The organism is Caulobacter sp. (assembly GCF_965279145.1).
Taxonomy (GTDB): Bacteria; Pseudomonadota; Alphaproteobacteria; order Caulobacterales; family Caulobacteraceae; genus Caulobacter.
This window is the reverse complement of record NZ_OZ257139.1, coordinates 4335625-4359101: the sequence shown is the minus strand read 5'-3', so window position 1 is coordinate 4359101 and position 23477 is coordinate 4335625. Positions and strand designations below refer to the sequence as shown.

Genomic DNA, 23477 nt, shown 5'->3' with positions numbered 1-23477 from the left:
GCTTCCCCTCATCAACGCCATCCGACAGGGGAAACATCCGATGCGCGCACTTCTCGTTCTGGCCGCCGGCGCGGCCGCCCTGGGCTTTGCCGGCGCCGCCTCCGCCGCGCCTTCCGTCAAGATCAAGGACGCGGTGGCCCGCGTCGTGGTCATTCCCGAAGCGCGCTCCGACGTGAAGGTCGAGTTCATCACGACCAACAAGAGCCTGCCGCTGAGCATCCGTCAGAACGGCAATGAGACGATCGTCGACGGCGACCTGCGGATGAACAAGATCCACGGCTGCAACACCACGATGGGCAAGGTCACCATCAAGGTGCGCGGCGTGGGCGATGTGAAATGGGAAGACATTCCGCAGATCGCCATCCGCACGCCGCTGAACGTCGAGGTCGCGGGCGGCGGCGCCGTGTTCGGCAGCGTGGGTCGCAGCGAAAGCCTGGAACTGGCCAACGCCGGGTGCGGCGACTGGACCATCGCCAATGTGAAGGGAAAGCTGGAGATCAGCCAGGCTGGGTCGGGCGACACCAATGTCGGCTCGGCCGGCTCGGCCGAGATCAACATCGCCGGTTCGGGCAGCGTGAAGGTCCAGGACGTCGCCGGGGACTATGAGGTCTCCATCGCCGGCTCCGGCGACGCCAGCGCGGCCGCCGTTGGCGGCAAGGTCGAGGCCAATATTCTCGGTTCCGGCGATGTCAGCATCGCGGGCGGCCGGTCGCGGTCGCTTGAGGTCAGCGTCATGGGCTCGGGTGACGTGACCCACAATGGCGAGGTCGGCGATGTCGAGGTTTCGGTGGCCGGGTCGGGCGACGTGCGCGTCGCCAAGGCGACGGGCGCGATCAGCAAGTCGGTGGCCGGCTCGGGTGACGTCATGATCGGCCACTAGGCCGAGGCTCGCCGAGCACTCTTATATATAGAGAGACAAAGAGAAGGCCCCGGGACGGATGTCCCGGGGCCTTCCGCGTTTCAGGCGGTCGTCGTCGCGATTAGCGAGCGCCGAAGCCGAACAGCGTGCTGGCGTCGACCAGGTCGGCGCCGGCGCGGTCGCGGGTCTTCAGGCTGCCGCCGAAGGTGTAGCGCACGCCGATCTTGACCGCGTCCGACTTCAGGTCGGCCAGGTCGTCGGACTCGGTGTGCGCGTACTTGCCGAAGGTGCTCCAGCCGGTGTTGGCGAACTTGTATTCGCCGCCCAGGTTGACGTCCCACAGCTCGGCCTTGGAGCCGGTGTCGATCCGCGAATAGCCGAGACCGCCGTCGAGACGGAAGTCGTCGGTGACGAAGTAGCGGGCCTCGCCGCGCACGGCGTAGAGGTCGGCGTCCAGGTCGTCCGACTGGCCATAGGCGGCGACCCCCGACAGGGTGACCTTGTCGAGGTACTTGTGAGCTTCGGCGCCGACGGCCCAGACATTGTCGTTGTTCGGGTTCGACAGGGCGGTGAAGCCACCGACGCGCCAGCTGTCGCCCAGTTCCCTGGTCAGGTGCAGGGCGCCCGAGGCGACAGTGTCGTCGCTGATGTCGTTGTCGGCGATGTTGACGTCGCCATTGACCGTGACGGTCCAGCCGGCGGCGGTCGGGATCGCGACCGAACCGTCGATACGGGCCGAGGTCCCGTTAGCGTCACCCAGGCGGGTGTCGATGTTGGTGTAGTCCGCGGCGACGCCGACCGAACCCACTTGCTGGGCGAAGGCGGGGGCCGAGACGGCCAGGGCCAGAACGGCGGCGGCGGCGAAAAGCTTGGTCTTCATTGGTGGAGTAATCCCCTTACTGAGAAACCCCGGCGCTGACGGTCATTGGGGGGAGGGGCCGCCAGTCCGTCGGGGAGGGCGGCATCTATGGAGCTTCGAGGGGGCTAACAAGGCTAATGGCGCCGCTTGGGGGTCACTTGATGCGCATTTGTGACACTTGAAAGACCAGGTTAACCGACTAAGCGCGCATCTGCGCACGTTCATGCTCGGGTGACGCTGTTCTTTGAAAATCTCATTACAGATGAGGGGTTGCGGAGGAGGGGCCAGGCGCCTATCCAGAAGCGGCTCGCCGAGTCGCTCCACGTTGTGGGGCGAAGAAGCGAGCGGAGCGCTTGACGAAACCGGATTCGGAACGTACAAGCGCGCCTCTGTTGGACCGGCTGTGAGCTCTAGGGCTCAAACGCGGTTCGCGAGACGCCCGGACATAGCGCCATCTGGTGCAATATCTGGACATCAACCCCCACGGGCGACCGTGAGGGTCATTTGTTTTGCGGACGCTGCGTACGAACTCTCTCGGGGGTTCGAGTTGGTCTTTGAAATGGTTCGAGACGCGGGCGCAGCCCACTAGGAAACCGAGCGATATGGATCGTCAGAACATCCGCATCCGGCTCAAGGCCTTCGATCACCGCGTGCTGGATCATTCCACGCGCGAGATCGTCAATACGGCCAAGCGCACTGGTGCGACGGTACGGGGCCCGATCCCCCTGCCCACGCTTATCGAGAAATTCACCGTCAACCGCTCGCCGCACGTCGACAAGAAGTCGCGCGAGCAGTTCGAGATCCGTACGCACAAGCGCGTTCTCGATATCGTTGACCCGACTCCGCAGACCGTGGACGCGCTGATGAAGCTCGACCTGTCGGCCGGCGTTGACGTCGAAATCAAGCTGTAAGGAGGGCCGAATCTTATGACTCTCCCCGCTCAACGCACTGGCGTTATCGCCAAGAAGCTCGGCATGACCCGCTTCTTCGACGAAGCTGGACAGCACATCCCGGTTACCGTCCTCTCGCTCGACGGCTGCCAGGTCACCGCCCAACGCACCCAGGAAAAGGACGGTTATACCGCCCTTCAACTCGGCGCTGGCGCAAAGAAGCCGAAGAACACCCCCAATGGCATGCGTGGCCACTTCGCCAAGGCCTCGGTCGAACCCAAGCGGGTCGTCGCCGAGTTCCGCGTCGAAGAAGCTGCCCTGATTGAAGTGGGCGCGGAAATCACCGCCGACCACTACGTTGCCGGCCAGAAGGTCGACATCCAGGGCGTCACCGTCGGTAAGGGCTTTGCCGGCGCCATGAAGCGCTGGAACTTCGGTGGTCTGCGCGCAACCCACGGCGTCTCGGTGTCGCACCGTTCGCACGGCTCGACTGGTCAACGCCAGGATCCGGGTCGTACGTTCAAGGGCAAGAAGATGGCCGGCCACCTGGGCCAAGAAACCGTCACCACGCTGAACGTCACCGTCTGGAAAGTCGATGTCGAACGCGGCCTGATCCTGATCAAGGGCGCTGTCCCCGGTCACGAAGGCAGCTACGTGAAGGTTCGCGACGCGATCAAGAAGGCCGCTCCGGCCGACCTGCCGCGTCCGGGCGCCTTCCGCAAGGCTGGTCAGGCTCCGGTGTCCGCCGCTGCTGAAACCCCCGCTGAGGAAGCCCCCGCGGCATCGACCGAAGAGGGCGAAGGCTAATGAAACTCGACGTCATCAATCTGGACGGCGGCAAGGCCGGCTCCGTTGATCTCGACGACGCCATCTTTGGCATCGCCGACATCCGCGGCGACATCCTGCAGCGCGTCGTCACCTGGCAGCTGGCCAAGCGCCGCTCCGGCAACCACAAGATTCAGGTCCGCAACGAGGTCTCTCGTACGGGCAAGAAGATGTACAAGCAAAAGGGCACCGGCGGCGCTCGTCACGGCTCGCGTCGTGCGGCTCAGTTCGTCGGCGGCGCCAAGGCTCACGGCCCGGTCGTCCGCAGCCACGCCTTCGATCTTCCCAAGAAGATCCGAGCCATGGCTCTGCGTCACGCCCTGTCGTCGAAGGCCAAGAGCGGTTCGCTCGTCGTGCTGGACAGCGCGGTTCTGACCGATCCGAAGACGGCCGCCCTGCGCGCCAACTTCGAAAAGATGGGTCTGAAGAACGCGCTGGTCATCGCGGGTCCGGAAGTGGACGGCAACTTCAAGCTCGCCGCCCGCAACATTCCGAACATCGACGTGCTGCCGAACGCCGGCCTGAACGTCTATGACGTGCTGCGTCGCCACACCCTGGTCCTGACCAAGGACGCGGTGGATGCGATCTCGGCGCGTTTCGCTGAGAAGGAAGCCGCGTAATGGCCGCAACCGCCCGCCACTACGACACGATCCTGTCGCCGGTGATCACCGAAAAGGCCACCCTGCTTTCCGAGCAGAACAAGGTTGTCTTCCGCGTGTCCGCCGACGCGTCCAAGGACGAAATCGCCGCCGCAGTCGAAGAGCTGTTCAAGGTCAAGGTCACCAAGGTCAACACCATGGTCACCAAGGGCAAGACCAAGCGCTTCCGTGGCATCATTGGTCGTCGTTCCGACGTCAAGAAAGCTATCGTGACCCTGGCCGAAGGCCAGTCGATCGATATCACGACGGGGCTCTAATCAGATGGCCTTGAAGCACTTTAACCCGACCAGCCCTGGCCAGCGCGGCCTGGTGCTGATCGACCGCAGCGAGCTCCACAAGGGCCGCCCGGAAAAGAAGCTCGTTGAAGGTCTGACCAAGTCGGGCGGTCGCGGCGGCAATGGCCGTATCGCTGTCCGTTTCCGCGGCGGCGGCGCCAAGCGCCTCTACCGTCTGGTCGACTTCAAGCGTCGCAAGCAAGGCGTCGCGACGGTTGTCCGTCTCGAGTATGACCCCAACCGGACCGCCTTCATCGCCCTGATCAAGTATCAGGTTGATGGCGAGCTGGCCTACATCCTGGCCCCGCAACGCCTCAAGGCCGGCGACGAAGTCGTCACCGCCGACAAGGTCGACGTGAAGCCGGGCAACGCCTCGCCGCTGCGGACCCTGCCGATCGGCACGATCATCCACAACGTCGAGCTGAAGCCCGCTAAGGGTGGTCAGATCGCTCGTTCGGCTGGCGCCTACGCCCAGCTGGTCGGTCGTGACGCCGGCTACGCCCAGATCCGCCTGAACTCGGGCGAACTGCGCATGGTCCTCGACACCTGCATGGCCACCGTCGGCGCCGTTTCCAACCCCGACCACATGAACGAAAACCTCGGCAAGGCCGGTCGTGTTCGTCACATGGGTCGTCGTCCCCACGTTCGCGGCGTCGCCATGAACCCGGTCGACCACCCCCACGGTGGTGGTGAAGGTCGTACCTCGGGCGGTCGTAACCCGGTGACCCCGGCCGGTAAGCCGACCAAGGGCGCCAAGACCCGCGTTAACAAGGCCACGGATAAGTTCATCATCCGTTCGCGCCACAAAGCGAAAAAGGGCCGCTAAGCCATGACCCGCTCCGTCTGGAAAGGCCCGTTTGTTGACGGGTACCTCCTGAAGAAGGCCGACGTCGCTTTGTCGTCGGGCCGCAAGGACGTCATCAAGACCTGGTCGCGTCGCTCGACGATCATGCCGCAATTTGTCGGCCTGACCTTCGGCGTCCACAACGGTCTCAAGCACGTCCCCGTTATCGTGTCGGAAGACATGGTCGGCATGAAGTTCGGTGAGTTCGCTCCCACCCGCAACTTCCCCGGCCACGCCGCCGACAAGAAGGCGAAGAGGAAGTAGGCCATGAGCCAAGCTAAACAACCTCGCCGCCTGCCGGCCAACGAAGCGATGTGTAAGGTTCGCACCCTGCGCACCAGCGCCCGTAAGCTGAACCTGGTTGCTCAGTCCATTCGTGGTCTGAACGTCCAGCGCGCTCTCAACGAGCTCGAATTCAGCCACAAGCGCATCGCCCAGGACGTCCGCAAGGCGCTGTACTCGGCGATCTCCAACGCTGAGAACAACCACAACCTCGACATCGACTCGCTGGTCGTCGCCGAGGCCTATGTGGGCAAGAACCTGGTGATGAAGCGCTTCTCGCCGCGTGCTCGCGGTCGGGCCACGCGCGTTGAAAAGCCGTTCTCCGAGATCACCATCGTGGTCCGCGAACTGGGTGAGGCCGCCTGATGGGTCAGAAAGTCAATCCGGTCGGGCTTCGGCTCGGCGTAAACCGCACCTGGGACAGCCGTTGGTTCGCCGACGGCGACCAGTACGGCAAGCTCCTGCATCAGGACCTCGCGGTCCGCAAGATGCTCAAGAAGCGCCTGTATCTCGCCGGCGTTTCGCGGATCATCATCGAGCGTCCGCACAAGAAGTGCCGCGTCACGATCTATGCCGCCCGTCCGGGCGTCATCATCGGCAAGAAGGGCGCTGACATCGACAAGCTCCGCAAGGACCTGTCGGTGATGACGGAAGGCGAAGTTCACCTGAACATCGTCGAAATCCGTAAGCCTGAAACCGACGCCCAGCTGGTGGCCGAGTCCATCGCCCAGCAGCTCGAGCGCCGGATTGCCTTCCGTCGCGCCATGAAGCGGTCGATCCAATCGGCCGTCCGTCTTGGCGCCAAGGGCATCCGCATCAACGTGTCGGGCCGCCTCGGCGGCGCGGAAATCGCTCGGATGGAATGGTATCGCGAAGGTCGCGTGCCGCTTCACACCCTGCGCGCCGACATCGACTACGGTTTCGCGGAAGCCAAGACCACCTACGGCATCATCGGCGTGAAGACCTGGATCTTCAAAGGCGAAGTGCTGGAGCATGACCCGATGGCGCTCGACAAGCGTCTCGCCACCGAGTCCGGCCCTGCCGGCGAAGGTGGTGGGCGCGAGCGCGGCGATCGTCCCGACCGGGGCGACCGCGGCCGTCGCGATCGGGGCTAAGGATAGAGCGCTATGCTGTCACCGAAAAAAACCAAGTACCGCAAGCAGTTCAAGGGGCGCATTCATGGCGTCTCCAAGGGCGGCACCCTGCTGAACTTCGGCTCCTACGGCCTCAAGGCCGTTGAGCCGGAACGCATCACCGCTCGCCAGATCGAAGCGGCTCGTCGGGCGATCACTCGCCAGATGAAGCGCCAAGGTCGCGTGTGGATCCGCATCTTCCCGGACGTGCCGGTCACCGGCAAGCCTGCCGAAGTCCGGATGGGTAAGGGCAAGGGCGCCGTCGATCACTGGGCCGCTCGCGTGGCTCCGGGTCGCATCATGTTCGAAATCGACGGCGTGCCGGACGATATCGCTCGCGAAGCCCTGCGCCTCGGCGCGGCCAAGCTGCCGATCCGTACCCGTGTCGTCACCCGCATCGACGCTGGTGCGGCTCTGGAGGCCGAAGCGGCATGACCAAGATTGCTGACATCCGGGGTATGACGCCCGACCAACTCGCCGAGCAGCTGCTCAGCCTCAAGAAGGAGCAGTTCAACCTGCGCTTCCAGGCCGCGACCGGTCAGGTGGAAAAGACCCACCGCGTTGGCGAGATCCGCAAGGACATCGCCCGCATCAAGACCGTGCTGCGCGCCAAGGCCGCGGCTTAAGGAGAACGATATGCCCAAGCGTATCCTCGAAGGGGTTGTCGTCTCCGATAAGGGCGACAAGACCGTAGTGGTCAAGGTTGAACGGACCATCGTTCACCCGCTGCTGAAGAAGATCGTGCGCCGCTCCAAGCGGTACCACGCTCATGACGAAGTCAACGCGTACAAGACCGGTGAAGCGATCCGCATCATCGAGTGCGCTCCGAAGTCCAAGCTGAAGACCTGGGAAGCACTTCCCAAGGCTTCGGCTTAAGTCTGGAAGGTTTAAACCATGATCCAGATGCAAACTAACCTGGAAGTTGCCGACAACTCCGGCGCTCGCCGGGTCATGTGCATCAAGGTGCTGGGTGGCGCAGGTCGTCGCTACGCCAGCGTCGGTGACGTGATCGTCGTGTCCGTGAAGGAAGCCATTCCTCGCGGCCGGGTGAAGAAGGGTGACGTGCTTCGCGCCGTCGTCGTTCGCGTCAACCAAGGCATGAAGCGCAAGGACGGTTCGCTGATCCGCTTCGACAAGAATGCCGCGGTCATCGTCAACAAAGCGAGCGAGCCGGTCGGCACGCGGATCTTCGGCCCGGTTCCCCGTGAACTGCGCGCCAAGAACCACATGAAGATCATCTCCCTCGCCCCCGAGGTGCTGTAATGGCTGCCAAGATCAAGAAGGGCGACCGCGTTGTCGTCCTGGCGGGCAAGGACAAGGGCAAGCAAGGCGCTGTGTCCCAGGTTCTCCCCAAGGAAAACCGCGTTGTCGTGGAAGGCGTGAACCTGGTTCAACGCCACACCAAGGCGACGCAGGCCGATCCGCAAGGCGGCATCAAGAGCAAGGAAGCCGCGCTGCACGTCTCGAACGTCGCCATCGTGGATTCCAACGGCAAGCCCACCCGCGTCGGCTTCAAGATCGAAGGCGACAAGAAGGTGCGCGTGGCCAAGACCACGGGCGAGGTGATCAATGGTTGATCAAGCTTACGAGCCGCGGCTGAAGTCCGAATATCGCGCGCGCATCCGCGCCGCGTTGAAGGAACAGTTCGGTTACACCAACGAGATGCAGGTTCCCAAGCTGGACAAGATCGTCCTGAACATGGGTATCGGCGAAGCCGTTGCGGACTCCAAGAAGGCTCAGACGGCGATCAAGGATCTTACCCTGATCGCGGGTCAAAAGCCGGTCGCCACCAAGGCTCGCAAGTCGATCGCCGGCTTCAAGCTGCGCGAAGGCATGATTGTCGGCGCCAAGGTGACGCTCCGCAAGGATCGCATGTATGAGTTCCTCGACCGCCTGGTCACGATCGCGCTGCCGCGCGTGAAGGACTTCCGCGGCCTGAACGGCAAGAGCTTCGACGGCCGTGGCAACTACGCCATGGGCCTGAAGGAGCACTTGGTGTTCCCGGAAATCAACTATGACCAGATCGAACAGATCTGGGGCATGGACATCATCGTCTGCACCACTGCGAAGACCGATCAGGAAGCCAAGGCTCTCCTGAAGGAATTCCAGTTCCCGTTCACGAATTAAGAGCGGGCAGGGAAACACACCATGGCCAAGAAAAGCGCCGTCAACCGTAACGAGATGGTCAAGGCCCTCGTCAAGCAATTCGCCGACAAGCGCGCCGCGCTCAAGGCGATCGCCAACGACGAGACCCTGCCGCTCGAGGATCGCTTCGAAGCTCGTCTGAAGCTCGCGAAGCTGCCGCGTAACTCCTCCGCCGTTCGCATCCGTAACCGATGCGAAGTCACGGGCCGTCCGCGCGCCTACTATCGCAAGCTGAAGATGAGCCGTATCGCGCTCCGCGAGCTCGGCTCGTCGGGCCAGATCCCCGGCCTCGTCAAGTCGAGCTGGTGAGGACGATCATATGTCGATGAACGATCCCCTGAGCGACCTGATCGCTCGTATCAAGAACGCCGCCACGCGCAAGCGCGCCAAGGTCGCGACGCCGGCTTCCAAGCTGCGCGCCCGCGTCCTGGACGTGCTGGCCGACGAAGGCTACATCCGCGGCTACTCGCTGGTCGAGAAGCCCGGTGCGTTCCCCGAATTCGAGATCGAGCTCAAGTATTTTGACGGTGAGCCCGTGATCGCCGAAATCGCTCGCGTGTCCAAGCCGGGCCGCCGCGTCTATTCGTCGATCAAGGACCTGAAGCCGATCAAGAACGGCCTGGGCATCTCGATCCTTTCGACGCCGAAGGGCGTCATGTCGGACTCCGCCGCACGCGACGCTAATGTCGGTGGCGAAGTCCTCTGCCGCGTCTACTAGGCGCGGGAGGGAAAGAGCATGTCACGTATCGGTAAGAAAGCCGTCGCAATCCCCAAGGGCGTCACTCTGACGCTCGAAGGCCAGACTGTGTCGGTCAAGGGTCCCAAGGGCCAACTCTCCTGGACCGTTCCGGAAGAAATCGAGATCAAGGTCGAAGGCGAAGAGCTGACCCTGGTCCCGCGGAACGAAACCGCTCGCGCCAAGTCGATGTGGGGTCTGTCCCGCACGCTGGTCGCCAACATGGTGCAAGGCGTCACCACCGGCTTCGAGGAAACCCTCGAACTGGTGGGCGTTGGTTACCGCGCCGCGATGAAGGGCTCCGCGCTCTCCATCCAGCTCGGTTTCAGCCACGATGTCGACGTTGAGGCTCCGGCCGGCGTCACCTTCGCGGTTCCGAAGCAAACCGAAATCAAGATCGCCGGTGCTGACAAGCAGGCGGTTGGCGAGATTGCCGCGAAGATCCGCCGCATTCGTCCGCCCGAGCCCTACAAGGGCAAAGGCGTTCGTTATGCCGGCGAAAAGGTTCGCCGCAAGGAAGGCAAGAAGAAGTAAGCCATGGCGCTCACACCTCGCGAATCCGCCGTGCGTCGTGCCCAACGCACCCGCACCCGCCTCAAGGCACTGTCCAACGGTCGTCCGCGTCTCACGGTCTTCCGTTCGTCCAAGAACATCTACGCCCAGATCATCGATGATGAACGCGGCGTGACCCTGGCTGCCGCCTCCACCCTCGAGGGTGAAGGCAAGGCCGGCAAGGACAAGGACGCGGCTGCCCTGGTCGGCAAGCTCGTCGCCGAGCGCGCCATCGAAAAGGGCGTCAAGGACGTCGTCTTCGATCGCGGCGGCTACATCTTCCACGGTCGGGTGAAAGCCCTGGCTGACGCCGCGCGCGAAGCCGGCCTCAACTTCTAAGGGAAACATCATGGCTCGTGGTGACCAACAGCGCGGTGAAGGCGGTCCTCGCCGGGACCGTCGCGACCGCAATGCCCCCGAAGAGCGGGTCGACAGCGACATCGTCGAAAAGCTCGTCCACATCAACCGCGTCGCCGCCACCGTGAAGGGCGGCCGTCGCTTCAGCTTCGCCGCTCTGATGGTCGTTGGCGACCAAAAGGGCCGCGTCGGCTTCGGTCATGGCAAGGCGCGTGAAGTGCCGGAAGCCATCCGCAAGGCGACCGAAGAAGCCAAGAAGACCATGGTCCGCGTCCCGCTCCGCGAGTCGCGCACCCTGCACCACGACGGCTACGGCCGTTGGGGCGCTGGCAAGGTCATGATGCGCGCTGCCCCTCCCGGCACGGGCGTCATCGCTGGTGGTCCGATGCGCGCGGTTCTCGAAACCCTGGGCGTCCAGGACGTCGTGGCCAAGTCGACGGGTTCCAGCAACCCGTACAACATGGTTCGCGCCACGTTCGAGGCCCTGAAGGTTCAATCGTCGCCCCGCCAGATCGCCGCCAAGCGCGGCAAGAAGGTTGGCGACATTCTCGGCCGCCGCGCCGACGGAGCTTCGGCTCCGGACGCCATCGAGGGCTAAGTCATGGCTGAAGCTAAAACCGTCAAGGTTCGCCAAACCGGCAGCCCGATCCGTCGCAACGCCATCCAGCGCGCAACGCTGGCTGGCCTGGGTCTCAACAAGCTGGGCCGCGTGTCCGAGCTGGAAGACACCCCTTCGGTTCGCGGCATGATCCGCAAGGTCCAGCATCTGCTGGAAATCGTCGAGTAGGTCTGCTACACGACGCCGAAATCGCCACCCCGGTGAAAGCCGGGGTGGTTTTCGTTTGAAGTCCCGCTCTCCAATCCCTCTGGGAAAATGGGGTGGGGCAGGGAACGAAGTCCAACTTTCAAAGCCGAGTCTGGCCCCCGGCCAGGCGCAGATCTCCAAGGAGAGGCACATATGACCAAGCTTAATGAACTCGCCCCGACCCCCGGTTCGACCAAGGGCCGCATGCGCGTTGGCCGTGGCCCCGGTTCGGGCAAGGGCAAGACCGCCGGTCGCGGCGTCAAGGGCCAGAAGGCGCGCTCGGGCGTCGCCATCGCCGGCTTCGAAGGCGGTCAAATGCCGCTGCACATGCGTATGCCTAAGCGCGGCTTCAACAACCCCTTCCGCCTGGACTTCGCCGAAGTGAACCTGTGGCGCCTGGAACAAGCCGTCGAAGCCGGCAAGCTTAAGGCCGGCGCTGACGTTTCGGTGGCCGACCTGGTCGCCGCCGGCGTGATCCGTCGCGAACTGGACGGCGTGAAGCTGCTGGGCAAGGGCGAAATCAAGTCGGCCCTGAAGCTGACCGTCTATTCGGCGACCGAAGCGGCCATCAAGGCCGTTGAAGCCGCCGGTGGTTCGGTGACCGTGACCAAGAAGGTCAAGGTCGAAGCCGAAGCCAAGGCCTAACCTTATAAACTGTCATCCCGGACGGCCGTCAGGCCGAGCCGGGACCGCCGGAAGCTCCGCGCTTGGAGCGGTCCCGGCTCTTCCCCCGGCTTGCGCCGGGGTTCGGCCGGGATGACAGTTCTTTTCGAGGCTCGCCGTGACATCACGGCGGGCCTCACCTATTTGTGGCTCACACTTGGGCCTGCCCTTTTCAAACTTCCTTTGAAAAGGATAAGCAGGCCCAAGACCTATTTGTTGGTGCGTGACGGCCGCCGAAACCGGCGTCCACTTTCAGCTGTCACGCACTCGAGTCGTGGGGAATTGAATGGCCTCGGCCGCCGAACAACTCGCAGCCAATATGAATTTCGCGTCGTTCCAAAAGGCGACCGAACTTCATAAGCGTATCTGGTTCACGATCATCGCTCTCGTGGTCTACCGCCTCGGCACCTATGTGCCGATCCCGGGGATCGACGTGGCCGCCTTCGCCAACGCCTTTGCGGGCCAGTCGAAGGGCATCCTGGGCATGTTCAACATGTTCTCGGGCGGCGCCGTGCAGCGCATGGCCGTGTTCTCGCTGAACGTGATGCCCTACATCTCGGCGTCGATCATCGTGCAGCTGATGGGCTCGGTGTATCCGCCGTGGGAAAAGCTGAAGAAGGAAGGCGGAGAGGCTGGCCGCAAGGCGCTCAACCAGTATACCCGCTATCTGGCGGTGATCCTGGCGGTTGTTCAGTCGTTCTCGATCGCTGTGGGCCTGCATAGCCAGCCCGGCCTGGTCTTCGACGGCATCAGTGCGCCGTTCTTCGTCGCCTCGACCGTCGTCGCCCTGACCGGCGGCACCATGTTCCTGATGTGGCTGGGCGAGCAGATCACCAGCCGCGGCGTCGGCAACGGCGTGTCCCTGATCATCTTCGCCGGCATCGTGGCGGGTCTGCCCATGGGCATCGGCCAGCTGCTGGTGCAGTCGCAGACCTCGGGCAACTACACCCCGCTGTTCGTGATCGTTCTGCTGGCTGTCGCGGCCGTCGCGGCGATCGTCTTCATCGAGCGCTCGCAGCGCCGCCTGCTGGTCCACTATCCCAAGCGCCAGCAGGGCAATCGCATGATCGGTGGCGACACCTCGTTCATGCCGCTGAAGATCAATACCGCCGGCGTCATTCCGCCGATCTTCGCCTCGTCGCTGCTTCTGCTGCCGACGACCGCCATGGGCTTCCTGTCGACTGCCAACCTGCCTGAATGGGCGGCCTGGCTGCCCGGCACGGTCGGCGCCCTGCAGCACGGCAAGCCGGCCTTCATGCTGATGTATGCCGGCCTGATCATCTTCTTCTCGTTCTTCTACACCTCGGTGGTGTTCAACCCCGAGGAGACGGCCGAGAACCTGCGCAAGTATGGCGGCTTCCTGCCGGGCATCCGCCCCGGCAAGCGCACGGCCGAGTATCTGGACTACGTCCTGACCCGTCTGACGGTGATAGGCGCGGCCTACATCACCGCCGTCTGTCTGGTGCCGGAGATCATGATGGCCAGCCTGGGCGCCACCCAGTTCGCCCTGGGCGGCACCTCGGTGCTGATCGTCGTGACGGTGACCATGGACACCGTCGCGCAGATTCAGTCCCACCTGCTGGCGCACCAGTATGAGGGCCTGATCAAGAAGTCGAAACTCCGGGGCGGCAAGGGCCGCTAAGGAAAGTCAGAATTTCGGAAGCCGGTTTGTCATAAACCGGCTTCCGTTTTTTCCGCTCGGGCTCTAGGTCTGCTCGGGAAGATGACCGGGCGAAGACTCGGCGACGCGCGAAGGGGCATTCATGAACTTGATCCTGTTCGGACCGCCGGCGGCGGGGAAGGGGACCCAGGCCAAGCGGCTCGTCACCGAGCGCGGCATGGTCCAGCTTTCCACCGGCGACATGCTTCGCGCGGCCATTGCTTCCGGCTCCGAGCTGGGCGCCCGTGTGAAGGGCGTACTGGACCGCGGCGAGCTGGTGACCGACGAGATCGTCATCGCCCTGATCGAGGACCGCCTGCCCGAGGCTGAGGCTGCTGGCGGCGCGATCTTCGATGGTTTCCCCCGCACCGTGGCCCAGGCCGAGGCGCTGGATAAAATGCTGGCCGCTCGCGGGCAGAAGATCGACCTCGTCCTCCGACTCAAGGTAGACGAACCGTCCTTGATCGAACGGATCTCGAAGAGATTCGCCGAGCAGGGCAGGGCTGACGACAATCCGGAAGTGTTCGTGACACGACTGGCGGCCTACAACGCCCAGACCGCGCCTTTGCTGCCCTATTACATAGAGCAGGGTAAGTTGACGGAGCTGGATGGCATGGCGCCTGTGGAAACGGTCGCGGCCTCTATCGACGCGGCGCTCTCGGGCGTGGCGTGAGACATTTTCAATTCGTTGATTTTCGGCGGATTCAACCATTGACGGCGGCGCAACGATCCCTATAACGGGGCGCTTCCGCGAAAGGGCGCGATCTGTGCGCGCCGGACTGGGTCGTAAGGCCGGGCCGGGCGCGCCGTTCGCGTCTTTAGTGCGTGACTAGGAGAACATTAGACGTGGCCCGTATTGCAGGCGTCAACATCCCGACGAACAAGCGCGTTTTGATCGCGCTTCAGTACATTCATGGCATTGGCCAAAAGTCCGCTCGTGACATCGTCGCGAAGGTGGGCATCGATGACGCCCGCCGGGTCAATCAGCTGACCGACGCTGAGGTTCTCGCGATCCGTGAAACGATCGACAAGGACTTCACCGTCGAAGGCGACCTGCGCCGCGAAAATTCGATGAACATCAAGCGTCTGATGGACCTGGCCTGCTATCGCGGCCTGCGTCACCGTAAGGGCCTCCCGGTCCGCGGTCAGCGCACGCACACGAACGCTCGCACCCGCAAGGGTCCGGCCAAGCCGATCGCCGGCAAGAAGAAATAAGGTAGCCTGACGATGGCCAAGGAACCGGGTCGCGTTAAAAAGCGCGAACGCAAGAACATCACCTCGGGCGTGGCGCACGTGAACGCCTCGTTCAACAACACCATGATCACCATCACCGACGCTCAGGGGAACACCATCTCCTGGTCCAGCGCCGGCGCGATGGGTTTCAAGGGTTCGCGCAAGTCGACTCCGTACGCCGCTCAGATGGCTGCGGAAGACGCTGGCAAGAAGGCTGCCGAGCACGGCGTGAAGACCCTCGAGGTCAACGTGTCGGGTCCGGGTTCGGGCCGTGAGTCGGCTCTGCGCGCCCTTCAGGCCGCGGGCATGACCATCACGACGATCCGCGACGTCACGCCGATCCCGCACAACGGCTGCCGTCCGCCCAAGCGTCGTCGCGTCTAGTACTTTTTAGACACAATTCTCCTTCGCCGGCTGCGCAAAACGCGGCCGGCGAGCCGCGTTCAAGGGATCGACCACGTGATCGAAAGAAACTGGAACGAGCTGATCCGTCCTGAGAAGCCGCAAATCGAGACTGGCGCCGACGCGACCCGCAAGGCGCGGATCGTGGCTGAGCCGCTCGAACGTGGTTTCGGTGTGACGCTCGGCAACGCTCTGCGCCGCGTCCTGCTCTCCTCGCTTCAGGGCGCCGCCGTTACCGCCATCCAGATTGATGGCGTTGTCCACGAATTCTCCTCGCTCGAAGGCGTCCGCGAAGACGTCGTCGACATCGTTCTGAACATCAAGCAACTGGCCGTGCGCATGCACGCCGAGGGCCCGAAGCGCATGACGCTGCGCGCCACCGGCCCCGGCCCGGTGACCGCTGGTCAGATCGAAACGCCTTCGGATATCGAGATCCTGAACCCCGACCACGTGCTCTGCACGCTGGACGACGGCGCCACCGTGCGCATGGAGTTCACGGTCAACACCGGCAAGGGCTACGTCCCGGCCGACAAGAACCGTCCTGAAGACGCGCCGATCGGCCTGATCGCCGTCGACGCCCTGTACTCGCCGGTCAAGCGCGTCGCCTATCGCGTCGAGCCCACCCGTCAAGGCCAGTCGCTGGACTATGACAAGCTGATCCTGGAAGTCGAAACCAACGGCGCCGTCACTCCGGTGGACGCCGTGGCCTACGCCGCCCGGATCTTGCAAGACCAACTGCAGATCTTCATCACCTTCGAAGAGCCCAAGGCCAAGTCGGCCGACGAGGCCAAGCCTGAGCTGCCGTTCAACCCGGCGCTCCTGAAGAAGGTCGATGAGCTGGAACTGTCGGTTCGTTCGGCCAACTGCCTGAAGAACGACAACATCGTCTACATCGGCGATCTGATCCAGAAGACCGAAGCCGAGATGCTGCGCACGCCGAACTTCGGCCGCAAGTCCTTGAACGAAATCAAGGAAGTGCTGGCTGGCATGGCGCTGCACCTAGGTATGGACGTGCCGAACTGGCCGCCCGAAAACATCGAAGACCTGGCCAAGAAGTTCGAAGACCAGATCTAAGACAGACTATCGCGCTCGATCCGGGCCGCTCGTCACCCTTCGGGGATGGCGGGCGGCCTGGGCCTTTTGAAGCCGCAACAGCGGTGGAGGGCCCCGGCGCTTCGTTCTGAACCCGGCCGGGAACAAGCTGGGATTGGTGACAATCAGCGCTAGATCGCGCAAGCAGCGGGCCTCGGCCCAGGAGACACTACAATGCGTCACGGTAAAGCTCACCGTAAACTCGGCCGCACGTCCGCTCACCGCACCGCCATGTTCGCCAACATGTCGGCCTCGCTGATCAAGCACGAGCAGATCGTCACCACCCTGCCCAAGGCCAAGGAACTGCGTCCCTTCGTCGAAAAGCTGGTCACCCTGGCCAAGCGCGGCGACCTGCACGCGCGTCGTCAGGCCATCAGCATCGTTCGCGACGTCGAGCAGGTCGGCAAGCTGTTCGCCGCCATCGGCCCGCGCTACCAGTCGCGTCAGGGCGGTTACATCCGCGTCCTGAAGGCCGGCTTCCGCTACGGCGACAACGCCCCGCTGGCCGTGATCGAGTTCGTCGACCGCGACGTCTCGGCCAAGGGCAAGGATTCGGGCCCGGTGTTCACCGCCGAGTCGGAAGACTAGGAATTCTCAGCCTCGGCTGAAGGAAGGGGCCCCGGAGCGATCCGGGGCCTTTTTTCTTTGGTTTCACGGTTTCTTCGACAGCTTCTGCTCCGCCAGATAGTCGAGCATGCGCTGGCGTTGCTGGGCCATGTCCGGAACGCCCAGATCTCTCCGGATCGCGTCCGAGATAAGCGATCGGTCGTACGGCTCCTGCGTGACCTCAGGCTTGTCGGCAGGCAAGGCGTATTGCGTGCCATAGATTTGAGGCCGCCCGATCGCGTGCAGAAAGCGGTCCAACGAGGCGCTGGCGATCCACAGCGCCGAGGCGTCTCCCTTTTCGACGGCGATCATCGCCAGCGTGTGGGCCATCAGATAGTCATCGGCCGCGTCCCCGTGCTGGAAGACGAAGGCCGCTTGCCGATAGTCTTCCGCGCTGTGCAGAGCGCCGGCGTCCAGAAGCGCCTTGGTTCGTGCCCGGCGCTCGCTATCGTTTTTGCGAACCACAGCCCAGTCTGCGGTGAAGAGCGACTTTCGGTCGGCCTGATCGGCTTCGTACAGACGGCTCATCTCGGCGCTGGACCCAATGGCCGGAGCGGTCTGGGCAAAGGCGGTCGGGGCGGCCATTGCTATCAGGGCCAGGGCAATGGCGCAGGCTTTCATGACTGGTTCCTGGCTTTAGCAGCTACTCCCGCGTCAGATCCTGCCGCTGGAACAGGAACACCGCGCCGGCGGCCAGCAGGGCCGTCCAGCCCAGCAGCACCAGGAAGGCCGCGCCGACCGGGCCGCTGTCCAGACCCACATGCGAGGGCGAGGTCACGAAGTGGCGCAGCAGGTCGGCGGAATAGGTCGGGATGGCCAGGGTCTTCCAGGTCGGCTCCGGATTCATCGCGCCCAGCGCGCCGGCCAGGATCGACTGCACGAAGCGGATGACGATGCAGGCCACGACCGCGCCCATGGTCGAGCGGGCGACCACCGAGATACAGGCCGCCAGGGCCACCAGCGTCATGGCTTCCAGCCAGGTGATCACGAAGACGCCGGCGACCTGGCCGAGGCCCGCGCCGGTGGCCGAGATCATGATGGCCTTGCTGTTGATCCCCGCGCCGATCACGGACGCCAGCAGGGATAGAACCGCTGTCAGCACCAGGTTCCAGAGCACCGCTTCGCCGACCACGATCAGCTTGGCCAGCAGCAGGTTGGGCCGGCTGTTACGCGGGGTCAGCAGTCGCCAGGTCTCCCAGCGATAGTCACCGGCCAGTATGGCGGCGGCGCCGATCATCAGGAACAGGGCCGGAAACACCGAGGCGCCGCCGTCCAGCGCCTTGAGCACCTGGCCGGTCAGGTCGATCGTGGCGCCGGGGAAGGGCCGCTTGATCACGAAGCGGACGAAAAGGTCGCCGCCGATATTGAGCAGGAAGCCGGCCAGGGGGGCGAAGACGAAACCCCAGAACAGGGCGCCGCGGTCGCGCAGCAGGCGGAAGCGTTCAGCGGCGATGGCGTCGGTCAGCATCAGGCCGCTCCGGTCTGGTCTTGAGGAGTCTGTTCTAGGGTTCGCAGATAGACGCCTTCGAGATCGGCCTCGCGCCAGCGGGCTTCGGTGATCTCGACGCCGGCATTGACCAGGGCCTTGATCAGGGCAGGGGCTTCGGCGCGGGGAATGTCGGCCAGCACGGCGTCGGGGCCATCGGCCTCGCCCTTGTCGCCAAGCACCGCCAGGATCTGGTCGACCGGGGAGGCCAACAGCCGCAGGCGGACGTGGCTGGCGGTCAGGGCGTCGACAGCGCCCTCGGCGGCGATCTTGCCTCTGGAAAGGATCGCCACCCGGTCGCAGACGCGCTTGACCTCGTCCAACTGGTGGCTGGCCAGGATGACCGTCACGCCCTCGCGCCTGGCCAGATCGACGATCAGGGCGCGGATTTCCTGGATGCCGGCCGGGTCCATGCCGCTGGTCGGCTCGTCCAGAATCACCAGCTCGGGCCGGGTGAAGAAGGCCGCCGCCAGGCCCAGGCGCTGCTTCATGCCCACCGAGAAGCCGTTGGTGGGCCGGTCGGACGCGCCGCCGAGGCCCACGCGCTCCAGCCAGCCGCCAATGTCGGGGCTTTTGGCCCCGCTTTCCAGCGCAAGCATCGTCAGGGTGTCGCGCGCGGTGAGATAAGGCGGATAACGCGGGGTCTCGATCATGGCCCCCACCTTGCGCAGGGCGGTCATGTCGCCGGCCGGGGCGCCGAACAGCCGCGCCGAGCCGCTGGTGGGGCGCACCAGACCCAGGGCGATGCGGAACAGGGTGCTCTTTCCGGCCCCGTTGGGACCCAGAACACCGAACACGCCGCCCGCCGGTATCGAGAGCGAGAAATCGTCGAGCGCGCGCACCGAGCCGTAGGTCTTGGTGAGCGAGGTGGCCTCAAGGGCGATGGTCATGCTGGGACGGTCTCGATCGCGAAAAAATTTGACGATGGGGCGACTATGGGCGTGCACATCCCGTGGGCCAAGTTAAGACGAGGTCATGCGCCGGCGCCATACGCGGAAACGCGGGGGCGACGCCACGCAGTCTGATCCATCGAGAACCCGTCATGATCCGTAGCTTCCGTCTCGCTATCGCTGGCCTAGCGCTCCTGGCCGCCGCCACCGCGCCGATGGCGGCGACAGCCGGCCCGCTCAAGCGTCTGCTGCCGACTCTGCCGGCCAGTCCGCTGGCGACGAAGCCGCCGAAGAGCCGGCTGACGATCCTGGTCTCGATCGACGGTTTCCGCGCCGACTATCTGGATCGCGGCGACACGCCCACCCTGAGCGCCCTGGCGGCTGACGGGGTGCGCTCGGAGATGCGCCCGTCGTTCCCGTCGCTGACCTATCCGAACCACTACGCCCTGATCACGGGCAAGCGACCGGACCGCAACGGCATCGTCAACAATGTCATGAACGACACGACGATCCCGAGCGCCCTGTTCCGGATGTCCAACAAGGACGCGGTCAACGACGGCCGCTGGTGGAGCCAGGCCACGCCGCTGTGGGTGTCTCTCGAGAAGAAGGGCAAGCCTGCGGCCGCGATGTTCTGGCCGGGCTCGCAGGCGGAGATCAAGGGCGTGCGGCCTTCGCGCTGGGTGGAGTACGACCATGAGATGCCGCCGGAAGCGCGCGTCGACATGCTGCTCTCGTGGCTGGACGACCCCAAGGGGCCGGAACTGCGGTTCTCGACCCTCTATTTCGACGACGTCGACACTGACGGCCACCACTACGGCCCCGAGTCCGCCGAGGTGCGCGCCGCCGCCGCGCGGGTCGACAAGGCGCTGGCTCGTCTGGTCGAAGGCCTCAAGGCTCGGGGGCGGTACGACACCACCGACCTGGTCATCGTCGCGGACCACGGCATGGCGCCGGTTCCAGCGAGCCAACGCTGGATGCTCGACGACATCCTCGACGTCTCCAAGGTGCGGGTGATCAGCACGGGCGCGGTGCTTGGCCTGACGCCGCGTCGCGGGCACGAGAAGGAGATCGAGAACATCCTGATCGCGCCGCCGTGGCGTCTGAAGCTGCCGCATCCGCGCATCACCCTGCCTTGGCAGGACAAGGCGACGGAGGTCGAAACCGCCGGCTTCAAGCCGCCGCCGCACATGACCTGCTGGCGCAAGGGCGAGATGCCTAGGCGTTTCCACTATGGAACCAACGCCCGCATCCCGGCGATCGTCTGCCTGTCGGAGCCGGGCTGGCAGGTGTCGACGCGGGCGGCCAAGCCGTCGAAGTGGGACAGGATGGATGGCGGCGCGCATGGCTATGATCCGGCCGATCCGACCATGCGGGCGGTGTTCGTCGCGCGCGGCCCCTCGTTCAAGTCCGGCGTCAGCCTGCCGGCGTTCGACAATGTCGATGTCTATCCGCTGCTGGCCAGGATCTCGGGCGTTCGCGCCGAGCGGGGTGACGGTCGCCTGAAGACGGTCAAGGACGCGCTGCGGTAGAGATATCTACCGTCTTCCCGGCGAAGGCCGGGGAAACGGCGTTCTGTGATCTTGCGGGTATAGTTTCTTTATGCGTTAAATATTGTCGAATTCCGAAATGGAGTGCGGCATGGCTGACTGGCGACCCAATCTGATTTCCGCGGTGTGCTATCGCGACCCCAAGGCCGCTCTGGCCTGGCTGGAGAAGGCCTTCGGGTTCGAACTGGTCTTTCTGGTCGAGGACGCCGAGGGCAATCTCGGTCACTCCGAAATGCGCTTCGGCGACGCCTGCGTGATGATCGGCAACGAGTGGAGCGACGACCACAAGAGCCCGGCCTCGCTGGGCGGCAAGAACACCCAGACCGTGCATATCCAGCTGAGCGAGGGCGATCTCGACGCCCACTGCGAGCGGGCGCGGGCGGCGGGCGCCGAGATCATCGTCGAGCCCTCCGACCAGTTCTACGGCGACCGCACCTATCGCTGCAAAGACCTGGAAGGCCACATCTGGACGGTGGCCCGCAATGTCGAGACGGTGTCGATCCAGGAAATGGAACGCCGGACGGGCCTGACTATCAGAAGCGCGGTTTGACCGCCTCGATCGACCGCACCCTGACCGCCCTGGCCGATCCGCACCGTCGGCGGGTCGTCGACCTGCTGCGCCAGCGGCCGCATCGCGCGGGAGAACTGGCCGACGCCGTCGGTCTGACCCCGCCGGCCATGAGCCGTCATCTGCGCGCCCTGCGCCAGGCGGGTCTGGTCGAGGAAAGCCATCCGGACTTCGACGCCCGCGTGAGGGTCTATCAGCTGACGCCCGGCCCCATGGCCGAGCTCAAGGCCTGGTTGGAAATCGCGGAAGCCCACTGGATCGGCCAGCTGTCGGCGCTGAAGGCCCACGTGGAGGGCTCATGAGCTCGCGCGTCGTCGTGGCCCTGCGGATCAAGGCGTCGCCCGAGCGGGTGTTCGAGGCCTTCACCACGGAGATCGCTGTCTGGTGGCGGCCCAATGGGCTGTTCGCCTTCACGCCCCGGTCGCCGGGCGTCATGGCCTTCGAGACCGGGGAGGGCGGTCGCCGACTGGTCGAGCGCCTGGCCTCGGGCAAGGTGTTCGAGGTGGGCCAGGTGCGGGTCTGGCGGCCCGGCGAGCGGCTGGTGGTCGGCTGGCGGCAGGCGACCTTCGCGCCGGAGATGGACACCGAGGTCGAGGTTCGCTTCGAGGCGGTCGAGGACGGCACGCGGGTGACGGTCGAGCATCGCGGCTGGGACTGCGTGCCCGCGCCGCACGTGGCGCGCCATGGCTTCCCCGACAGCCTTTTCCTGCGGCGGCACGGCGAATGGTGGCGCGATCTGCTGGCCGGCCTTGCGGCGCAGGCGACGTCACGGCAACAAGGGCGCGCCGGGGAGGACCAAGCATGACAGAAATCAGCGGATCACGACGACAGGCGGCGCTTGGCTTCATCTTCATCACCGCCGTGATGGACGTGCTGTCGCTGGGCGTGATGATCCCGGTCCTGCCGGAGCTGGTCAAACGCTTCAACGGCGGCGACACCGCCTCGGCCGCCGAGTGGAACGTGCTGTTCGCCACCACCTGGGGCGTGATGCAGTTCTTCTGCGCGCCCGTGCTGGGCCTGATGTCTGATCGATTCGGCCGCCGGCCAGTGATCCTGACCTCGATCTTCGGCCTGGGCGTCGACTTCCTGTTCATGGCCTTCGCGCCCAATCTCTGGTGGCTGTTCCTGGGGCGGATCTTCAACGGCATGACCGCCGCCAGTTTCTCGACGGCCGGCGCCTATGTCGCCGACGTGACCACGCCGGAGAACCGGGCCAAGGGCTTTGGCTTGATGGGCGCGGCGTTCGGGGTTGGCTTCACCTTCGGGCCGGCCCTGGGCGGCTTCCTGTGGCAGTTCGACCATCGCCTGCCGTTCATGGTCTGCGCGGGCCTGGCCCTGTGCAACTGGCTGTACGGCTTCTTCGTGCTGCCGGAGTCGCTGCCGCCGGAACGGCGCGTGAAGCGCTTCGACTGGAAGAAGGCCAACCCGCTGGGCTCGCTGAAACTGCTGTCCAGCAAGCCCAACCTGCTGGGCCTGGCCGGCGTCGGCTTCCTGTTCCAGCTGGCCCACAACGTCCTGCCCAGCGTCTTCGTGCTGTATATGGGCTTTCGCTATCACTGGTCGCCGCAGGTGATCGGCCTGACCCTGATGGCCAGCGGCATCGGCGGCATCCTGATGCAGGGCTTCGTGGTCGGCCGAGTCGTCAGGACGCTGGGCGAGCGCGGGGCGTTGCTGATCGGCCTGTTCGCCGGCTGCCTGGGCTTCCTGGTCTATGCCCTGGCGCCGACCGGGGGGCTGTACCTGCTGGGCCTGCCGCTGTTCGCCCTGTCGGGCCTGATCCAGCCTGGCCTTCAGGGCCTGATGACCCGCCGCGTTGCGCCGCACGAACAGGGACAGCTTCAGGGCGCCAACTCGGCCATGATGGGGATCGCGTCGATCATCGGGCCCATCCTCTACCTGGCCCCGTTCGCCTGGGCCCTGCGCCATGACGCCACCCTGCATCTGCCCGGGCTGCCGATCCTGCTGGCGGCCCTGCTGATGCTGGCCGCCACGGGTCTGGCGTTCAGCGTGGCCCGTCCTATCTCAACCGAGCCGCTCAAGGCTTGACGGTCGGCCCTGATGGGCCGGTGACGGCCACGTCGCCGCCATCAATGCGCCCGAAAGCTCAGG

At 64.7% G+C, this 23477-nt stretch carries 38 protein-coding genes; 34 read left to right on the top strand and 4 right to left on the bottom strand.

What is annotated here, in order from left to right; translation table 11 throughout:
* The first annotated feature begins 40 nt into the window (after nucleotides 1-40).
* The gene (locus ACQY9P_RS20495; protein WP_421737408.1) at nucleotides 41-880 is read left to right on the top strand and encodes a GIN domain-containing protein; all 840 of its coding nucleotides are present in this window, start codon (nucleotides 41-43) and stop codon (nucleotides 878-880) included.
* Nucleotides 881-980: 100 nt separating this feature from the next.
* Here the strand turns inward: ACQY9P_RS20495 and ACQY9P_RS20490 are convergent, their stop codons facing one another.
* Nucleotides 981-1739: a hypothetical protein gene (locus ACQY9P_RS20490; RefSeq protein ID WP_421737409.1), complete on the bottom strand. Its 759-nt coding sequence runs from the start codon at nucleotides 1737-1739 to the stop codon at nucleotides 981-983.
* 382 nt (nucleotides 1740-2121) lie between these two features.
* Between ACQY9P_RS20490 and ACQY9P_RS20485 the strand changes: the two genes are divergently transcribed.
* The 28 genes from ACQY9P_RS20485 (at nucleotide 2122) to rplQ (ending at nucleotide 16859) form a co-directional block, all read left to right on the top strand.
* Nucleotides 2122-2307 carry a hypothetical protein gene (locus ACQY9P_RS20485; protein WP_421738285.1) on the top strand — a complete coding sequence of 62 codons (186 nt, stop codon included), beginning with the start codon at nucleotides 2122-2124 and terminating at the stop codon, nucleotides 2305-2307.
* A 13-nt stretch (nucleotides 2308-2320) separates the two neighbouring features.
* Entirely contained in the window at nucleotides 2321-2629 is a 309-nt protein-coding gene (gene rpsJ / locus ACQY9P_RS20480) for a 30S ribosomal protein S10 (protein WP_004616952.1), read from the top strand.
* 15 nt (nucleotides 2630-2644) lie between these two features.
* Complete coding sequence (gene rplC / locus ACQY9P_RS20475; RefSeq protein WP_421737410.1) at nucleotides 2645-3415, top strand: 50S ribosomal protein L3; 771 nt, start codon at nucleotides 2645-2647, stop codon at nucleotides 3413-3415.
* On the top strand, nucleotides 3415-4053 hold the full coding sequence (rplD, locus tag ACQY9P_RS20470; protein WP_421737411.1) for a 50S ribosomal protein L4: 639 nt from the start codon (nucleotides 3415-3417) through the stop codon (nucleotides 4051-4053). The genes rplC and rplD overlap by 1 nt, the downstream gene beginning before the upstream one ends.
* Nucleotides 4053-4349: a 50S ribosomal protein L23 gene (locus tag ACQY9P_RS20465; RefSeq protein WP_419251732.1), complete on the top strand. Its 297-nt coding sequence runs from the start codon at nucleotides 4053-4055 to the stop codon at nucleotides 4347-4349. Before rplD ends, ACQY9P_RS20465 begins: the two co-directional genes overlap by 1 nt.
* Before the next feature lie 4 nt (nucleotides 4350-4353).
* Nucleotides 4354-5193 (top strand): 50S ribosomal protein L2, encoded by an 840-nt coding sequence (gene rplB, locus ACQY9P_RS20460; RefSeq protein WP_421737412.1) that lies wholly within the window; start codon nucleotides 4354-4356, stop codon nucleotides 5191-5193.
* Between the two features lie 3 nt (nucleotides 5194-5196).
* On the top strand, nucleotides 5197-5475 hold the full coding sequence (rpsS, locus tag ACQY9P_RS20455) for a 30S ribosomal protein S19 (RefSeq protein ID WP_062145538.1): 279 nt from the start codon (nucleotides 5197-5199) through the stop codon (nucleotides 5473-5475).
* 3 nt (nucleotides 5476-5478) lie between these two features.
* Complete coding sequence (rplV, locus tag ACQY9P_RS20450; protein ID WP_012285670.1) at nucleotides 5479-5859, top strand: 50S ribosomal protein L22; 381 nt, start codon at nucleotides 5479-5481, stop codon at nucleotides 5857-5859.
* The gene (gene rpsC, locus ACQY9P_RS20445) at nucleotides 5859-6608 is read left to right on the top strand and encodes a 30S ribosomal protein S3 (RefSeq protein WP_421737413.1); all 750 of its coding nucleotides are present in this window, start codon (nucleotides 5859-5861) and stop codon (nucleotides 6606-6608) included. Before rplV ends, rpsC begins: the two co-directional genes overlap by 1 nt.
* Nucleotides 6609-6620: 12 nt before the next feature.
* Nucleotides 6621-7061, top strand: a complete 441-nt coding sequence (gene rplP / locus ACQY9P_RS20440) for a 50S ribosomal protein L16 (RefSeq protein WP_035049360.1) — start codon at nucleotides 6621-6623, stop codon at nucleotides 7059-7061.
* Nucleotides 7058-7252: a 50S ribosomal protein L29 gene (gene rpmC, locus ACQY9P_RS20435; protein ID WP_035049361.1), complete on the top strand. Its 195-nt coding sequence runs from the start codon at nucleotides 7058-7060 to the stop codon at nucleotides 7250-7252. The genes rplP and rpmC overlap by 4 nt, the downstream gene beginning before the upstream one ends.
* 10 nt (nucleotides 7253-7262) lie before the next feature.
* Complete coding sequence (gene rpsQ, locus ACQY9P_RS20430) at nucleotides 7263-7502, top strand: 30S ribosomal protein S17 (protein ID WP_421737414.1); 240 nt, start codon at nucleotides 7263-7265, stop codon at nucleotides 7500-7502.
* 18 nt (nucleotides 7503-7520) lie between these two features.
* A complete protein-coding gene (rplN, locus tag ACQY9P_RS20425) occupies nucleotides 7521-7889 on the top strand; it encodes a 50S ribosomal protein L14 (protein WP_035049365.1) in 369 nt (122 codons plus the stop codon).
* Nucleotides 7889-8203: a 50S ribosomal protein L24 gene (rplX, locus tag ACQY9P_RS20420; protein WP_062145544.1), complete on the top strand. Its 315-nt coding sequence runs from the start codon at nucleotides 7889-7891 to the stop codon at nucleotides 8201-8203. The genes rplN and rplX overlap by 1 nt, the downstream gene beginning before the upstream one ends.
* Nucleotides 8196-8753 (top strand): 50S ribosomal protein L5, encoded by a 558-nt coding sequence (gene rplE / locus ACQY9P_RS20415; RefSeq protein WP_421737415.1) that lies wholly within the window; start codon nucleotides 8196-8198, stop codon nucleotides 8751-8753. The genes rplX and rplE overlap by 8 nt, the downstream gene beginning before the upstream one ends.
* A 21-nt stretch (nucleotides 8754-8774) precedes the next feature.
* Nucleotides 8775-9080, top strand: coding sequence for a 30S ribosomal protein S14 (gene rpsN, locus ACQY9P_RS20410; protein WP_421737416.1), 306 nt, complete (start codon nucleotides 8775-8777; stop codon nucleotides 9078-9080).
* A gap of 10 nt (nucleotides 9081-9090) precedes the next feature.
* The gene (gene rpsH, locus ACQY9P_RS20405; RefSeq protein WP_062145548.1) at nucleotides 9091-9489 is read left to right on the top strand and encodes a 30S ribosomal protein S8; all 399 of its coding nucleotides are present in this window, start codon (nucleotides 9091-9093) and stop codon (nucleotides 9487-9489) included.
* Between the two features lie 18 nt (nucleotides 9490-9507).
* Nucleotides 9508-10041 (top strand): 50S ribosomal protein L6, encoded by a 534-nt coding sequence (gene rplF / locus ACQY9P_RS20400; RefSeq protein ID WP_421737417.1) that lies wholly within the window; start codon nucleotides 9508-9510, stop codon nucleotides 10039-10041.
* Between the two features lie 3 nt (nucleotides 10042-10044).
* Entirely contained in the window at nucleotides 10045-10398 is a 354-nt protein-coding gene (gene rplR / locus ACQY9P_RS20395; RefSeq protein WP_421737418.1) for a 50S ribosomal protein L18, read from the top strand.
* Nucleotides 10399-10408: 10 nt separating this feature from the next.
* The gene (gene rpsE, locus ACQY9P_RS20390) at nucleotides 10409-11014 is read left to right on the top strand and encodes a 30S ribosomal protein S5 (protein ID WP_062145554.1); all 606 of its coding nucleotides are present in this window, start codon (nucleotides 10409-10411) and stop codon (nucleotides 11012-11014) included.
* A gap of 3 nt (nucleotides 11015-11017) precedes the next feature.
* The gene (gene rpmD, locus ACQY9P_RS20385; RefSeq protein ID WP_421737419.1) at nucleotides 11018-11203 is read left to right on the top strand and encodes a 50S ribosomal protein L30; all 186 of its coding nucleotides are present in this window, start codon (nucleotides 11018-11020) and stop codon (nucleotides 11201-11203) included.
* Between the two features lie 171 nt (nucleotides 11204-11374).
* Nucleotides 11375-11866, top strand: a complete 492-nt coding sequence (rplO, locus tag ACQY9P_RS20380; RefSeq protein WP_421737420.1) for a 50S ribosomal protein L15 — start codon at nucleotides 11375-11377, stop codon at nucleotides 11864-11866.
* Nucleotides 11867-12170: 304 nt separating this feature from the next.
* Complete coding sequence (gene secY / locus ACQY9P_RS20375) at nucleotides 12171-13526, top strand: preprotein translocase subunit SecY (RefSeq protein ID WP_421737421.1); 1356 nt, start codon at nucleotides 12171-12173, stop codon at nucleotides 13524-13526.
* Nucleotides 13527-13647: 121 nt separating this feature from the next.
* On the top strand, nucleotides 13648-14217 hold the full coding sequence (locus ACQY9P_RS20370) for an adenylate kinase (RefSeq protein WP_421737422.1): 570 nt from the start codon (nucleotides 13648-13650) through the stop codon (nucleotides 14215-14217).
* Nucleotides 14218-14390: 173 nt separating this feature from the next.
* Nucleotides 14391-14759, top strand: a complete 369-nt coding sequence (gene rpsM, locus ACQY9P_RS20365; RefSeq protein WP_421737424.1) for a 30S ribosomal protein S13 — start codon at nucleotides 14391-14393, stop codon at nucleotides 14757-14759.
* A gap of 12 nt (nucleotides 14760-14771) precedes the next feature.
* Nucleotides 14772-15161, top strand: coding sequence for a 30S ribosomal protein S11 (rpsK, locus tag ACQY9P_RS20360; RefSeq protein WP_035049391.1), 390 nt, complete (start codon nucleotides 14772-14774; stop codon nucleotides 15159-15161).
* 75 nt (nucleotides 15162-15236) lie between these two features.
* Complete coding sequence (locus tag ACQY9P_RS20355; protein WP_062145568.1) at nucleotides 15237-16253, top strand: DNA-directed RNA polymerase subunit alpha; 1017 nt, start codon at nucleotides 15237-15239, stop codon at nucleotides 16251-16253.
* Nucleotides 16254-16445: 192 nt separating this feature from the next.
* Nucleotides 16446-16859, top strand: a complete 414-nt coding sequence (gene rplQ / locus ACQY9P_RS20350) for a 50S ribosomal protein L17 (RefSeq protein WP_421737425.1) — start codon at nucleotides 16446-16448, stop codon at nucleotides 16857-16859.
* 63 nt (nucleotides 16860-16922) lie between these two features.
* Here the strand turns inward: rplQ and ACQY9P_RS20345 are convergent, their stop codons facing one another.
* The 3 genes from ACQY9P_RS20345 to ACQY9P_RS20335 are packed head-to-tail and all read right to left on the bottom strand — an operon-like array spanning nucleotide 16923 to nucleotide 19253.
* Nucleotides 16923-17498, bottom strand: coding sequence for a hypothetical protein (locus tag ACQY9P_RS20345; RefSeq protein WP_421737426.1), 576 nt, complete (start codon nucleotides 17496-17498; stop codon nucleotides 16923-16925).
* A 22-nt stretch (nucleotides 17499-17520) separates the two neighbouring features.
* The gene (locus tag ACQY9P_RS20340; protein WP_421737427.1) at nucleotides 17521-18345 is read right to left on the bottom strand and encodes an ABC transporter permease subunit; all 825 of its coding nucleotides are present in this window, start codon (nucleotides 18343-18345) and stop codon (nucleotides 17521-17523) included.
* Entirely contained in the window at nucleotides 18345-19253 is a 909-nt protein-coding gene (locus tag ACQY9P_RS20335) for an ABC transporter ATP-binding protein (protein ID WP_421737428.1), read from the bottom strand. The genes ACQY9P_RS20340 and ACQY9P_RS20335 overlap by 1 nt, the downstream gene beginning before the upstream one ends.
* Nucleotides 19254-19405: 152 nt before the next feature.
* Here ACQY9P_RS20335 and ACQY9P_RS20330 point away from each other — a divergent pair, with 152 nt between their 5' ends.
* The 5 genes from ACQY9P_RS20330 (at nucleotide 19406) to ACQY9P_RS20310 (ending at nucleotide 23414) form a co-directional block, all read left to right on the top strand.
* The gene (locus ACQY9P_RS20330; RefSeq protein ID WP_421737429.1) at nucleotides 19406-20782 is read left to right on the top strand and encodes an ectonucleotide pyrophosphatase/phosphodiesterase; all 1377 of its coding nucleotides are present in this window, start codon (nucleotides 19406-19408) and stop codon (nucleotides 20780-20782) included.
* Between the two features lie 109 nt (nucleotides 20783-20891).
* Nucleotides 20892-21350 (top strand): VOC family protein, encoded by a 459-nt coding sequence (locus ACQY9P_RS20325; RefSeq protein WP_421737430.1) that lies wholly within the window; start codon nucleotides 20892-20894, stop codon nucleotides 21348-21350.
* Entirely contained in the window at nucleotides 21347-21670 is a 324-nt protein-coding gene (locus ACQY9P_RS20320; protein WP_421737431.1) for an ArsR/SmtB family transcription factor, read from the top strand. The genes ACQY9P_RS20325 and ACQY9P_RS20320 overlap by 4 nt, the downstream gene beginning before the upstream one ends.
* Entirely contained in the window at nucleotides 21667-22173 is a 507-nt protein-coding gene (locus ACQY9P_RS20315) for an SRPBCC domain-containing protein (RefSeq protein WP_421737432.1), read from the top strand. The genes ACQY9P_RS20320 and ACQY9P_RS20315 overlap by 4 nt, the downstream gene beginning before the upstream one ends.
* Nucleotides 22170-23414 carry a TCR/Tet family MFS transporter gene (locus ACQY9P_RS20310; protein ID WP_421737433.1) on the top strand — a complete coding sequence of 415 codons (1245 nt, stop codon included), beginning with the start codon at nucleotides 22170-22172 and terminating at the stop codon, nucleotides 23412-23414. Before ACQY9P_RS20315 ends, ACQY9P_RS20310 begins: the two co-directional genes overlap by 4 nt.
* Nucleotides 23415-23477 lie beyond the last annotated feature (63 nt).